This is a genomic window from Bacillus sp. RC51 (genome assembly GCF_044908115.1).
GTDB lineage: Bacteria > Bacillota > Bacilli > Bacillales > Bacillaceae_G > Bacillus_A > Bacillus_A mycoides.
The window spans coordinates 117,973-130,486 of the sequence record NZ_JBIYCW010000010.1 but is presented as its reverse complement, the minus strand read 5'-3'; the positions used below and the strand labels follow the sequence as shown (position 1 = coordinate 130,486).

Genomic DNA, 12,514 nt, shown 5'->3' with positions numbered 1-12,514 from the left:
TGAAGCTTGTTGCAAGTCTCCGGGCGTAGCTCTATTCCTATATAAAGCTACCTATTTTTTATATTTTCTCCTTCAAAAGCTTTCATCATTCATAGCCACATTTCTTCTCTTCATTGAAATCTACCATATTTTTAAAAGCTTTGTATAAAAGCTCATTTTTTTGCCCATTATAAAAATAGGAAGTTCATAAAAAGAAAGGGAGTTGAATCTATGAAAGTAAGACAAGATGCTTGGACAGACGAGGACGATTTATTACTTGCTGAAACGGTGCTTCGCCATGTTCGAGAAGGAAGTACTCAATTAAATGCTTTTGAAGAAGTAGGAGATCAGTTAAATCGCACATCTGCTGCTTGTGGTTTCCGCTGGAATGCTGTTGTTCGCTATAGCTATGAACAAGCTCTTCAACTAGCAAAAAAACATCGTAAAGATAAAATGCGTGCTGCGGGCGGTGAACAAACAAAAAAACGTTTGCTTTACACACCACCAGCTTCAGCGGCGGCGATAACTGATTATGAAGAATACGTACCGTATGAAACAGCTGTTCAATATACAGAAGCTACTCCATATCAAGAGCCGACTGTCCCTGCTCCAAAAAGCTCAATAACAATGCAAGATGTTATTTACTTTTTACAAACAGTTGGATCTTCAAATATAAAAGTAACAGCTCTTGAAAACGAGAATACGAGATTGAAACAAGAAATTAAAACGCAAATTCTGCGAAATGAAGAGCTAGAAAAGAAACTAGAAAAATTAGAACAACAATCTCATACTGTACAAGAGGATTACGAAACGCTTATGAATATTATGAACCGTGCTCGTAAATTAGCAGTAATGGATGATGAGGAACGCTCACAAACATCTTTCCGCATGGATCGAAACGGTAACTTAGAAAAAATTGCAGAATAAAAAGGATGCATTGCATGCATCCTTTTTTATTATTTCACTTCAACCATATGTGCTTCTTCTACTTTAGAATCTCTTTTTATATCTGGGAAAATTTTTCCCTTTGGATTTTCTTTAAAAGCTGCTAATCCAATCGTTTTTACCGGTTCATTTATCTTTGTATATTCGGCATCGCTAACAACTGCATACATATCTGCATATTTACGCGCATCACCGATTACTACATTACCCTCATACTTCATTTTCTTTCCATCAATTACTACATCATTTTGTGTATCTTTAGCAAACACTATTCCCACTTCACCTGAAACAGACGGTAATGCTTTAATTGGTTCTACATCTTCTTTCACTACTTTTTTCAGCATTTTTTCTTTCACCATTTTTTCAGCTGTCGTTTTACTCATAATTAAAACTTTTTTCTCATTAACAGCTCCTAGTTTTGCTTCAAATGTATTTTGGGATTCAATTTTATCTTTATATTGATCCATTGTTTTTTGAACTCCCGTCTCATCTCCGTACATAACAACTCCAGTTGCTTGTGGTGCGATTATATCCATAATAGAACAACCGCTAAATACAGCAGCGGACATAATTGCTACGAGTCCTAATTTAACTTTTTTCATTTGTATTCCTCCTAAAAGCATAATTGCATCTCCTAGTTTAACCACCGCAGCTAGTTTAACCAATTCACTTTCCTTACAACAACATTACAATTTAGTAAGATTTCTCCCTAAAACTACTTTCTATATTTTTGCTATAATAGAGATTGTCATTTTAAAGATAAGGGGTTAGTTATATGAGCAATTCCCGTTCAATTTTATCTCAGCCAGAGTGGCGTATTGTGGATCAGTCTAGTTTAGGACCAACATTTCATGCACTTCAGTCATTCGCAATGGACGACACGTTATGCACAAGTATTGGAAAAGGCCAATCCGCTGCAACAATGCGCTCTTGGGTTCATCACAATACAATTGTTCTTGGCATTCAAGATTCACGTCTACCACATTTAGAAGAAGGTATTTCCTTTTTAAAAGAAAACGACTTCAATTTTATCGTTCGTAATTCTGGTGGACTTGCTGTTGTACTTGATGAAGGTGTTTTAAACGTATCACTTTTATTCCAAGAAACAGAAAAGGGTATCGATATCGACCTTGGATACGATACGATGTGGCATTTAATTAAGGAAATGTTAAAAGATTACGATGTTACTATCGAGGCAAAAGAAATTGTTGGTTCTTATTGTCCTGGTAGCTACGATTTGAGCATTCGCGATCAAAAATTTGCTGGTATTTCTCAGCGTCGTATTCGCGGAGGCGTTGCTGTACAAATTTACTTATGTGCGACAGGAAGCGGATCTGAGCGTGCCGCACTCGTTCGTGATTTTTACAACGTAGCAATTCAAGGCGAAGAAACAAGATTTACGTATCCTGAAATTGTACCGAGTACGATGGCTTCACTATCTGAATTACTTGGCGAAACAATTACAGTGCAAGATTTAATGATGCGCCTTTTAAAAACGTTGCAACAATTCACTCCAAAGTTAACATCATCTCAGCTAACAGTAGATGAAGTTCCTTTATATGAGACGAATTTACAACGTATTATTGATCGTAACAATAAAGCACTTGGCTTAGAAAAATAAAAAAGGCCACCCTCATTTCAAGAGAAATAGGGTGGTCTTTTTTCATATTAATTCATTATAGAATTAAAGTGCTTGAGCTGCTGTAATTAAAGCTAACTTATACACTTCTTCTTCGTTACATCCACGAGATAGATCATTTACAGGCATGTTTAAACCTTGTAAGATTGGTCCTACTGCTTCGAAGTTACCTAAGCGTTGAGCGATTTTGTAGCCGATATTACCAGCTTCTAAGCTTGGGAATACGAATACGTTAGCATCACCTTTAATTGTAGAACCTGGAGCTTTTTTCTCAGCTACAGATGGTACGAATGCAGCATCGAATTGGAATTCTCCATCTAAAGTTAATTCAGGAGCCATTTCTTTTGCAATGCGAGTTGCTTCTACAACTTTTTCTGTTTCTGGAGATTTCGCAGAACCTTTTGTAGAGAAGCTTAACATAGCAACGCGTGGGTCCATGCCGAATAGTTCAGCAGTTTTCGCACTTTCAATACCAATTTCAGCTAAATCTTGGCTATTTGGTGCAATGTTAATTGCGCAATCAGCGAATACATACTTCTCTTCTTCACGTACCATGATGAATACGCCTGAAGTTTTTGTAACACCTGGTTTTGTTTTAATGATTTGAAGTGCTGGACGAACTGTATCAGCAGTAGAGTGAATTGCACCGCTTACTAAACCGTGTGCTTTGCCCATGTATACAAGCATTGTACCGAAGTAGTTTTCGTCTTTAAGGATTTTGCGAGCATCTTCTTCTGTTGCTTTACCTTTACGGCGTTCAACGAAAGATGCTACCATTGCATCCATCTCTTCGTATGTAGCTGGGTCATAAATATCAACGCCTGCTAATGTTAAGTTCATGCTAGCAGCTTTTGCGCTAATTTCTTCTTTATTACCAACTAAAATTGGTTTTACTAACTCTTCTTTTGCTAAACGCTCTGCAGCGCCTAAAATTCTTTCATCAGTTCCTTCAGGAAGTACGATAGAAATGCCTTTTCCTTGAACTTTTTCTTTTACTGTTGTAAATAAGTTGCTCACGAATAAACCCTCCTACATATGTTAAAAACTCTATCTTTAAGAATACTGCTTTTCCTCTATATTTTAAACTTATAGCTCCCAAAAAATAGATAAAATGAAAATGATTATATTTTCATAAAATTCAGCATAGAAATAAAGCCCCTTTAAGCCTTATTCTCCTCCTATTTTCAAGTAAATTTAAATGTGACAGTTTTATGCACCGAAACTTTATTTAGATGTTTTTAATCCTATATATGCTATAGTTAACGTGTAAAATATCATTAACTGAGGTGAATAGAATGAGTGAAGCAACAACAACGTTAGATGGCTGGTATTGTTTACATGATTTACGTTCTATTGATTGGGCAGCATGGAAAACATTATCTAGTGACGAACGCGGACAAGCAGTGTCTGAATTTTTAAATGTCGTTGAAAAATGGAACGAAGTAGCTACTGCAAAAAAAGGCAGTCATGCAATGTATACAGTTGTTGGTCAAAAAGCAGATATTATGCTTATGATCTTACGTCCAACAATGGAAGAGTTAAATGAAATCGAAACAGAATTAAATAAAACAACATTAGCTGAATATTTAGTTCCTGCATATTCTTACGTATCTGTTGTTGAACTAAGCAACTATCTTCCAGCTGATGAAGATCCATACCAAAACCAACAAATCTTAGCTCGCTTATATCCTGAGTTACCAAAAGCAAATCATATTTGCTTCTATCCAATGGACAAGCGTCGCCAAGGTGATGACAACTGGTACATGCTTCCTATGGAAGAACGTAAAAAAATGATGTACAGTCACAGTAAAATCGGTCGCCAATACGCAGGGAAAGTACGCCAAGTAATTTCAGGATCAGTCGGATTCGACGATTTCGAGTGGGGCGTAACATTATTCGCTGACGATGTTCTTCAATTTAAGAAGCTTATATATGAAATGCGCTTCGATGAAGTAAGTGCCCGTTACGGTGAATTCGGTACATTCTTCGTTGGGAACATTTTACCAGACGAAAAAGTAGAGAAATTTTTACACATATAATAATGAAAAAGGAACGAATTTCGTTCCTTTTTTTATTACCCTCTATATTTCTCCTCAAAAAACTTCTTTTCTCTGCAAATTTGAACAAAAATCGACAAATTCTTTTCAATTTCCTTACAAAATTGTAACCTTTCTATATCCAAATTCATGCTAAAATGGTACGAGCTATATGCTAATAACGATGCGAAGGTGATAATGTATATGAAGAAAATCTTGTCTATTTTACTAGTGTCTCTATTGTCATTTTCTTCCTTAGGAGTAACAACATCCCATGCGGAAGAAAAAATACATATAGAGGCAGCTGCTGCACTTCTATTTGATGCGGATACAGGAAAAATACTGCATGAACAAAATCCAGATGAATTACTAGCTATCGCTAGTATGTCAAAATTAATTGTTATTTATGCCGTATTAGAAGCAATTAAAGAAGGAAAAATCACTTGGGATACGAAAGTAACTATTTCTGATTACGCTTATGAAGTTTCACGTAATAATGAATTCTCTAACGTGCCGTTCGAAAAAGGACGTCAATATACTGTAAGAGAATTATACCATTCTATCGTTATCTTCTCTGCAAATGGATCTAGTATTGCTTTAGCAGAATTACTTGCAGGCAGTGAAAAGAACTTCTTAAATCTCGCAAATGAACATGCGAAAAAACTAGGGTTAAAGAAATATAAATTTGTAAACGCTACGGGGTTAAATAACGCTGATTTAAAAGGAAAACATCCTGAAGGAACTGATCCGAATGGAGAAAACTCCATGTCAGCTCGCGATATGGGTATTCTTTCAAAAACAATTATTACAAAGTATCCAGAAATGCTAGAGGATACAAAACAAAGATTTAGAAACTTCCCAGATAATCATCCAAAACCAATTCGTATGGAAAATTGGAACTGGATGTTACCAGGTGCTGCTTTCTCTTATGAAGGAGCAGATGGTTTAAAAACAGGAAGCTCTGATACCGCTGGGTATGGTTTTACCATTACAGCAAAACGCGGTGATTTACGTCTTATTTCTGTTATTATTAAAACGAAATCAATGGACGAACGTTTCACAGAATCTCGCGCATTAATTGAGTATGGATTTAATAACTTCGAAAAACAGAAATTAAAAATAGATAAAAACAACAAAATTTCTGTAGTAAAAGGAAAAGAAGACTACGTAACAGTTGCACCAGAAAAAGAAGTGACAGTAGTTACTGCAAAAGGTAGCAAATCACCTTACAAAATTTCTACTGAAGCAGATAAATCACTTGCTGAAGATGAGCATTTAGTTGCTCCTATTAAGAAAGATGCAAAGGTAGGTTCAATCGTCTTAGAACCATCTGATAAATATGGTTTCTTAGACGGAAATAAAAGTATAAAAGTTACTGCAAAAACGACTGCAGAAGTAGAAAAAGCAAATTGGTTCGTATTAACAATGCGTTCAATTGGCGATTTCTTCTCAAATTTATGGTCTAAAGTATTTTAATGATGAAAAGCTAGCTCACGCTAGCTTTTTTTATTTTCCCCTCTAGATGTAAAACTTCGTTTGGTTGTCATATCTGCGTCCTTTTTCTCATACGTATGAACTAGTAATTGTTCCACACTTCATCTAAGAAAAACCTCTTTCCAAAGGGTATTCCAAAAAGAGAGGTGACACATAATGGGTGTTATCGCACATACAGAAGAAGATGTAAAGTTATTAGCTAGACTCATGCGTGCTGAAGCTGAAGGAGAAGGACAACAAGGCATGCTAATGGTTGGAAATGTCGGTGTAAATCGTGTCCGCGGAAATTGTTTAGATTTTAAAAAAGTACGGAACTTACGTCAGATGGTTTATCAAAATCCTGGTGGTTTTGAAGCTACTCAAAAAGGGTATTTTTATCAACGAGCAAGAGAACAAGATATTGCCTTAGCCCGTCGAACAATTCAAGGGCAACGTTTTTGGCCTGCAAATTTCGCTTTATGGTTTTTTAGACCTGAAGGTCCTTGCCCACCAACTTGGTATAACCAGCAAAACTCTGGACGTTTTAAAAAGCACTGCTTCTTCCAACCATCCGGGGAGGATTGTCCAAGCGTATATTAAGGAATGAAAATGAGGAGGGATTTTTGAATGACACAGCAACAAAACCCGTACTACGGAACAGGTTTTTATCAACCATCTGGAACTTATGTGCAACCGCAACAAATGACCGCGCAGCAACAGCAACAACAGCAAGCGATGCAACAACAAGCTGCTCAGGCTCAACTTGCAGTTTCTCAAGGTATGTTACCACTAGAACAATCTTATATTGAAAATATCCTTCGTTTAAACAAAGGTAAGCAGGCTACAGTTGTAATGACTTATGAACGTGGTAGCTCGCTTGGCACACAATCTTATACAGGGATTATCGAGGCAGCCGGCCGTGATCATATCGTTATTAGTGAGCCGAAATCTGGAAAACGCTTTTTACTACTAATGATTTATTTAGATTATGTAGAATTCCCAGGAGAAATTGCGTATTTACCTGGTCAACAAGCAACTTATGCTCCAAGACCATAAAAAAAAGCTGGCGAATGCCAGCTTTTGTTTTTTATAACCCTTTTACAACTGCAGTTCCGACTAAAATCCACGCCACAATAAACGCTACACCACCAAGGGGTGTAATTGGGCCAAAGAATTTAATACCTGTTGTACTTAATGCATAAAGACTGCCTGAGAACATAATAATCCCAGCTACCATAAGCCAACCTGCAGTGTTTAAAAGTGATGATTGCATTTTGTCCATTAATAGAGCAACTACGAATAAGCCACCTGCATGAAACATTTGATATGTAACGCCCGTCTTCCACACTTCTAACATTTTTGCAGAAATTTTATTTTCTAAACCATGTGCTCCAAAAGCCCCTAATGCAACAGATAGCCCCGCTGCAATACAACCTAGTAAAAAGAAAATTTTCATCTTAATTCCCCTTTTTATTTTTATCATAAGCAATTTTCACATATAATCCAAACGATTTTACTTTTAAAAGTCAAATAAAGATTTACCGTTTGCATCCTTTTCTTTTATATATACTTTTTCTCCAGAAACCGGCATAACTGGTTGAACTGTCGTCATAGGCTGAGACCCGATTACTTGTGTTTGAACTTGTGGTTCTCTATACGTAGAAGGCTCCACTTGTTCATCCAATAATAAATCACATAAAGCACGTACAACTAATAAGTGTTCTTTTGATTGTTGTCCTTCACTACTTTTTGCCTTTGCAATTTCATTCGCCATTTTATTTAAAATCTTATCACTAGATACTTGCATTCCTTGTCACCTCTTACTTTGTAGTTCTTTCTCAAATTGCCCCAGTTTCTCCACTGAACCAAATACTATTATCATATCATGTTCTTGCAGTTTTTCCTGCCCCGTTGGATTATGGATAATATCCCCATCTCTTAAAATCGCCAAAATCGTTACATCAAATTGATTTCTCACATTACTCTCTATTAACGATTTACTGGCTAAGATAGAACCTTTTCCAACTTGAATCTCTTCAATTACAAATGATTGCTCTATTCCATACAACACTGTATCAATATAATGAACTGTCAACGGATTCGCAATACCTTTCGCTATATGAATTCCCGCCATACTAGATGGATTAACAACCTTATTTGCACCAGCGCGTCGTAATTTCTCTTCTGTTTCTGGCTTTTCAGCTCTTGCTAAAATTTTAATTGCATCGTTCAGTCCTCGTGCGGTTAACGTAATAAATACATTTTCAGCATCGTTTGCTACTATAGCCACTAGACCCGCTGCCTTCGAAATTCCAGCATTATGTAATACTTGGTCTTCAGTTGCATCTCCATGTACATATAAAAGTTTTTCCTGCTCCAATATACTTTCATCTTTATCCACAACTACAAATGGAATTTTCTTTTCCTGTAATTCATGTACAACTTGAAGCCCTACTCTACCGCAACCACATACTATAATATGATTTTGTAACTGTGCTATTTGTTTATCCATCTTCTTCCTCCGCACTGCATGAAATAAATTCCCCTCAATGATCATAGCTGCTACTACACCCATTGCATACGTAACGATACCGACGCCAACAGGTATAATAAGGAGCGCAAAAAATTTCCCTGCCTGTGTTACAGGCACTACATCACCATATCCAACCGTTAATACAGTAATCATCGTCATCCAAAATGCTTGAAACAGGCTAATCTCTTCAATTGTCATAAATCCTAGCGTTCCTAGAATTACAACAAAGGTCATACATATAACTGCTATCCATAATTGCTTACGTGCATTCATATTATGTTTCAACTCTTTTCTCTATCTACAATCTTTGCCAGAGGAAATGAAATACGTATATACTAGAAACGGAATCTATGAAAGAGGTTGATATAATGAAGCTATTTCTTTCTGCCTTACAATGGGCACTATTTATTTTAGCTGGAAGTCTTATTGTACCAATTAGTGTCGCAACTAGTTACGGCCTTGATGGCGCTGAAGCTATCGCGTTTGTACAAAGAACATTATTTGTTCTCGGTTTTGCCGGCCTACTGCAAGCTATATTCGGTCATAAACTTCCTATCCAAGAAGGTCCTGCAGGCCTTTGGTGGGGAATTTTCTCCCTATATGCAAGTTTAGGCGTCGTATTATTTGGATCAAGCAATGAAACACTTAAGGTCCTTCAGTACGCTTTCCTACTAAGCGGAATTATTTGTATTATTCTTAGTGTTTTTGGACTTATTGATAAACTAGTTCGTTACTTTACACCGACAGTAATTGGAACGTATTTATTCCTTTTGGTCGCACAACTTAGTGGCTCCTTCTTAAAAGGGATGTTTGGCCTTGATGGACAACATACAGAAGTACAGCCAAAGGTATTTATTCTTTCACTCATTGTTATTTTACTATCTTTTTTCATTATGAAGCTATCTATTATTGGACAATATTCCGTTCTTTTCAGTATCGTCTGCGGCTGGATATTATTTGCGTGCTTCGGATTATCTAATCCAGTAACACCTGTGACAGATATAATTCGTCTTCCATCTCTGTTTGTTTTCGGGATGCCTCGCATTGAATGGAACATGGCAATTACGGTAGTTTTCGTCACACTACTACTTCTAACAAATATGTTAGCAAGTATTCGCGTTGTACAAAAGGTTGTTTCTAAGTATGAAGAAAATGCTCCAGATCGCTTCAAACAAGCTGGCATTATAACAGGAATAAATCAATTGCTAGGCGGTCTATTTTCAGCCATTGGCCCTGTTGCCATTTCTGGATCCGCAGGGTTTATTGCAACAACAAATATTTATAAGCGCCTTCCATTTATGTTAGGGTCAAGCTTTATCATTCTTGTTAGTATATTCCCAAAGATTACTTCATTCTTTGCAGCCATCCCCATTGCAGTTGGGTATGCTGCAATTTATCCTGTATTTGCAAGCATGATTGGTCTAGCTTTCCGCGAATATGACACTGTACAAAATAAAGAACAATTATTTAAAGTAGCAGGTCTTTCAATCTTTACAGGAGTCGGCGTTATGTTCGTTCCAGCAGGAGCGTTTTCTACGCTGCCACCATTTTTAGCATCATTTTTAAGTAACGGTCTTGTTCTTGGATCTGTAATGGCTATCTTGCTGGAAATATTATTTTCTCGTTCGCACGAAAAACAACCATCGTAAATTGGAAAACTTCCATTATTGCACTCTATCTTTAGAGTTGTTACGATAATGATAAATTATCATGGGCAACACGCTCATGATAATTTATACTAACAATGCAGAACTTCTCCTAGTTTCATGCAAAGAAGTTCGATGTCTTACTATATATTCCCCACTATCTTCATAAAAATTTATTTCTATTTCAACAAAGAAAGGAATTTTCTATATGACTTATAAAATGATTGTTCTAGATTTAGATGATACTTTATTACGCGACGACCATACAATTTCACCTCGTACGAAAGAGGCTTTAATGACAGCACAAGAGCAAGGAGTTAAAGTTGTACTTGCTTCTGGGCGCCCAACGTTTGGTATGCGCAATGTTGCAAAAGAACTTCGTTTAGAGGAATACGGTAGCTTCATTCTATCTTTTAACGGCGCAAAAATTATTAACTGTAAAACAAATGAAGAAATCTTCAGTAGCACGCTATCTCCTGAAATCGTTCACAACCTATTTGAAATTAGTAAAATTGAAGATGTATGGATTCATACTTATATTGGCGATGATATCGTAACAGAAGAAAATAATCCTTATACTAAAATTGAGGGCGAAATTACTGGTATGCCAATTATTGAAGTAGATGATTTTAAAACTGCTGTTAAAGAGCCTGTAGTAAAAGTATTAATGAATAAAGAAGCTGAACGCCTTGTTGAAGTAGAAAAGAAACTACAAAAACAACTAGAAGGTCAATTAAGTGTTATGCGCTCTAAACCATTCTTCTTAGAATTTACTGAACATGGTGTTACGAAAGGAACGAGCTTAAACCAATTAATCCAAAAACTTGGTATTAAACGCGAAGAAGTTATCGCAATGGGCGATAGCTATAACGATCAAGCGATGATTGAATTTGCTGGTCTTGGCGTTGCGATGGGCAATGCACCAGATGATATTAAAGAAATTGCAAACTATGTAACAGATACAAATATGAACGATGGCGTTGCTAAAGTTGTAGAGAAATTTGTACTAAAAAGCAAAGCGCTTGTTTAATATTTTCATTCATAAAACCTATTTGAAGTCAAATACTTCAAATAGGTTTTTATTTAAATTGCAATGCTTTTGTGACTATATTTTGAACTTTGCACTATTCTCGTAGTGTAAACTTTCTTTTTGTATATAATTAAACAAAATAGACTATTTCATTTTGAAAAAGAATACAAATTTACTATATACAAGCATACATTAAAGGAGGCTACTTCATGTTATCTACACCAATCGGAAGATTAAGAGCAATCGGCTTAATTGAGGGGATTTCTTTCCTATTACTATTATTTGTAGCAATGCCATTAAAATATTTTGCAGGGTTTGCAACAGCTGTTAAAATTACAGGTATGGCTCATGGCGTTTTATTTATTCTATTCATCTTTGCGGTAATTCAAGTAACAATCGTACACCGTAAAACAATTTTATGGGCACTTGGTGCACTTGCTGCATCAGTTATCCCATTTGGTACTTTTGTACTAGATGCAAAACTAAAAAATGAACAGTAATAGTAAAAAGGTAGTTAACAATCGTTAGCTACCTTTTTTGCGTTTATATATTCGGAATTTGCCAATCGATTTCTTTTTCATCCATGTTAGATAAAATCTCATTTACTTTAGAGTACGGCTTACTTCCAAAGAAACCACGTCTTGCTGATAATGGACTTGGATGTACGGACTCGATAATATAATGATTCGTATTCGTAATTAACTTTTTCTTCGCCTGAGCATGGCGTCCCCATAATATGAAAACAACTGGCTTTTCACGTTCATTTAATAGCTCAATTACGCGATCTGTGAAATGCTCCCATCCTTTTCCTTTATGAGAATTCGCCTCACCTTGACGAACCGTTAACACAGTATTTAATAGTAAAACCCCTTGCTCCGCCCATTTTACTAAATAACCATTATTCGGAATTTCATAACCGTATTCATCTCGAAGTTCTTTGTACATATTTAGCAATGATGGCGGCGTTTTAATACCAGGTTGTACCGAAAAGCTTAAACCATGTGCTTGATTCGGTCCATGATATGGGTCTTGTCCTAAAATAACAACCTTTGTATTTTCATAACTTGTATACTCTAGAGCGTTAAAAATATCTTCTTTCTTTGGATAAATCACATGCTCCTCATACTCTTCTTTTAAAAGATTAGCTAAAGCTTGATAGTATTCTTTCTCAAATTCTGGCCCAAGTAATGGTCCCCAATCATTCTGCAAAATGTTTTCCATGCCTTCACTTCC

The 12,514-nt window shown here is 36.2% G+C and carries 15 protein-coding genes; 9 read left to right on the top strand and 6 right to left on the bottom strand.

The window, feature by feature from the left end:
- Positions 1 to 210: 210 nt before the first annotated feature.
- The gene (locus tag ABH959_RS19660; protein WP_002089813.1) at positions 211 to 906 is read left to right on the top strand and encodes an RsfA family transcriptional regulator; all 696 of its coding nucleotides are present in this window, start codon (positions 211 to 213) and stop codon (positions 904 to 906) included.
- A 29-nt stretch (positions 907 to 935) separates the two neighbouring features.
- On the opposite strand, the gene ABH959_RS19655 is transcribed toward ABH959_RS19660, so the two are convergent.
- Positions 936 to 1,526 carry a lipoprotein BA_5634 family protein gene (locus ABH959_RS19655; protein WP_404493072.1) on the bottom strand — a complete coding sequence of 197 codons (591 nt, stop codon included), beginning with the start codon at positions 1,524 to 1,526 and terminating at the stop codon, positions 936 to 938.
- Between the two features lie 173 nt (positions 1,527 to 1,699).
- Here ABH959_RS19655 and lipL point away from each other — a divergent pair, with 173 nt between their 5' ends.
- A complete protein-coding gene (lipL, locus tag ABH959_RS19650) occupies positions 1,700 to 2,545 on the top strand; it encodes an octanoyl-[GcvH]:protein N-octanoyltransferase (protein WP_404493071.1) in 846 nt (281 codons plus the stop codon).
- A gap of 63 nt (positions 2,546 to 2,608) precedes the next feature.
- On the opposite strand, the gene pta is transcribed toward lipL, so the two are convergent.
- Positions 2,609 to 3,580: a phosphate acetyltransferase gene (gene pta, locus ABH959_RS19645; RefSeq protein ID WP_002144665.1), complete on the bottom strand. Its 972-nt coding sequence runs from the start codon at positions 3,578 to 3,580 to the stop codon at positions 2,609 to 2,611.
- 278 nt (positions 3,581 to 3,858) lie between these two features.
- Here pta and hemQ point away from each other — a divergent pair, with 278 nt between their 5' ends.
- The 4 genes from hemQ to gerQ all read left to right on the top strand — a co-directional run bounded on the left by hemQ (position 3,859) and on the right by gerQ (position 7,128).
- Positions 3,859 to 4,602 carry a hydrogen peroxide-dependent heme synthase gene (gene hemQ / locus ABH959_RS19640; protein WP_113936162.1) on the top strand — a complete coding sequence of 248 codons (744 nt, stop codon included), beginning with the start codon at positions 3,859 to 3,861 and terminating at the stop codon, positions 4,600 to 4,602.
- A 195-nt stretch (positions 4,603 to 4,797) separates the two neighbouring features.
- Positions 4,798 to 6,075 (top strand): serine hydrolase, encoded by a 1,278-nt coding sequence (locus ABH959_RS19635; protein ID WP_404493070.1) that lies wholly within the window; start codon positions 4,798 to 4,800, stop codon positions 6,073 to 6,075.
- 174 nt (positions 6,076 to 6,249) lie between these two features.
- A complete protein-coding gene (gene cwlJ / locus ABH959_RS19630; protein ID WP_002089824.1) occupies positions 6,250 to 6,672 on the top strand; it encodes a cell wall hydrolase CwlJ in 423 nt (140 codons plus the stop codon).
- Positions 6,673 to 6,699: 27 nt separating this feature from the next.
- Positions 6,700 to 7,128: a spore coat protein GerQ gene (gerQ, locus tag ABH959_RS19625; protein WP_002089825.1), complete on the top strand. Its 429-nt coding sequence runs from the start codon at positions 6,700 to 6,702 to the stop codon at positions 7,126 to 7,128.
- Between the two features lie 31 nt (positions 7,129 to 7,159).
- Here the strand turns inward: gerQ and ABH959_RS19620 are convergent, their stop codons facing one another.
- From ABH959_RS19620 to ABH959_RS19610, 3 genes are all read right to left on the bottom strand, one after another.
- The gene (locus ABH959_RS19620; RefSeq protein WP_002089827.1) at positions 7,160 to 7,528 is read right to left on the bottom strand and encodes a DUF423 domain-containing protein; all 369 of its coding nucleotides are present in this window, start codon (positions 7,526 to 7,528) and stop codon (positions 7,160 to 7,162) included.
- A 63-nt stretch (positions 7,529 to 7,591) separates the two neighbouring features.
- Complete coding sequence (locus ABH959_RS19615) at positions 7,592 to 7,879, bottom strand: YwdI family protein (RefSeq protein ID WP_002089830.1); 288 nt, start codon at positions 7,877 to 7,879, stop codon at positions 7,592 to 7,594.
- Positions 7,880 to 7,885: 6 nt separating this feature from the next.
- Positions 7,886 to 8,878: a potassium channel family protein gene (locus tag ABH959_RS19610; protein WP_002089831.1), complete on the bottom strand. Its 993-nt coding sequence runs from the start codon at positions 8,876 to 8,878 to the stop codon at positions 7,886 to 7,888.
- A 95-nt stretch (positions 8,879 to 8,973) separates the two neighbouring features.
- Between ABH959_RS19610 and ABH959_RS19605 the strand changes: the two genes are divergently transcribed.
- From ABH959_RS19605 to ABH959_RS19595, 3 genes are all read left to right on the top strand, one after another.
- Entirely contained in the window at positions 8,974 to 10,254 is a 1,281-nt protein-coding gene (locus ABH959_RS19605; RefSeq protein ID WP_242310767.1) for a purine/pyrimidine permease, read from the top strand.
- A 205-nt stretch (positions 10,255 to 10,459) separates the two neighbouring features.
- Positions 10,460 to 11,281, top strand: a complete 822-nt coding sequence (locus ABH959_RS19600) for a Cof-type HAD-IIB family hydrolase (protein ID WP_404493069.1) — start codon at positions 10,460 to 10,462, stop codon at positions 11,279 to 11,281.
- A 209-nt stretch (positions 11,282 to 11,490) separates the two neighbouring features.
- A complete protein-coding gene (locus ABH959_RS19595) occupies positions 11,491 to 11,781 on the top strand; it encodes a DUF3817 domain-containing protein (protein ID WP_113936158.1) in 291 nt (96 codons plus the stop codon).
- A 43-nt stretch (positions 11,782 to 11,824) separates the two neighbouring features.
- Here ABH959_RS19595 and ABH959_RS19590 read toward each other — a convergent pair whose 3' ends face one another.
- Positions 11,825 to 12,502, bottom strand: a complete 678-nt coding sequence (locus ABH959_RS19590) for a uracil-DNA glycosylase (RefSeq protein WP_404493068.1) — start codon at positions 12,500 to 12,502, stop codon at positions 11,825 to 11,827.
- Between the last annotated feature and the right edge of the window lie 12 nt (positions 12,503 to 12,514).

Bases quoted from the DNA above. Each gene is read 5' to 3' on its own strand.
- ABH959_RS19660 (WP_002089813.1), top strand. From the start codon at position 211: ATGAAAGTAAGACAAGATGCTTGGACAGACGAGGACGATTTATTACTT.
- ABH959_RS19655 (WP_404493072.1), bottom strand. From the start codon at position 1,526: ATGAAAAAAGTTAAATTAGGACTCGTAGCAATTATGTCCGCTGCTGTA.
- lipL (WP_404493071.1), top strand. From the start codon at position 1,700: ATGAGCAATTCCCGTTCAATTTTATCTCAGCCAGAGTGGCGTATTGTG.
- hemQ (WP_113936162.1), top strand. From the start codon at position 3,859: ATGAGTGAAGCAACAACAACGTTAGATGGCTGGTATTGTTTACATGAT.
- ABH959_RS19635 (WP_404493070.1), top strand. From the start codon at position 4,798: ATGTATATGAAGAAAATCTTGTCTATTTTACTAGTGTCTCTATTGTCA.
- cwlJ (WP_002089824.1), top strand. From the start codon at position 6,250: ATGGGTGTTATCGCACATACAGAAGAAGATGTAAAGTTATTAGCTAGA.
- gerQ (WP_002089825.1), top strand. From the start codon at position 6,700: ATGACACAGCAACAAAACCCGTACTACGGAACAGGTTTTTATCAACCA.
- ABH959_RS19620 (WP_002089827.1), bottom strand. From the start codon at position 7,528: ATGAAAATTTTCTTTTTACTAGGTTGTATTGCAGCGGGGCTATCTGTT.
- ABH959_RS19615 (WP_002089830.1), bottom strand. From the start codon at position 7,879: ATGCAAGTATCTAGTGATAAGATTTTAAATAAAATGGCGAATGAAATT.
- ABH959_RS19610 (WP_002089831.1), bottom strand. From the start codon at position 8,878: ATGAATGCACGTAAGCAATTATGGATAGCAGTTATATGTATGACCTTT.
- ABH959_RS19605 (WP_242310767.1), top strand. From the start codon at position 8,974: ATGAAGCTATTTCTTTCTGCCTTACAATGGGCACTATTTATTTTAGCT.
- ABH959_RS19600 (WP_404493069.1), top strand. From the start codon at position 10,460: ATGACTTATAAAATGATTGTTCTAGATTTAGATGATACTTTATTACGC.
- ABH959_RS19595 (WP_113936158.1), top strand. From the start codon at position 11,491: ATGTTATCTACACCAATCGGAAGATTAAGAGCAATCGGCTTAATTGAG.
- ABH959_RS19590 (WP_404493068.1), bottom strand. From the start codon at position 12,502: ATGGAAAACATTTTGCAGAATGATTGGGGACCATTACTTGGGCCAGAA.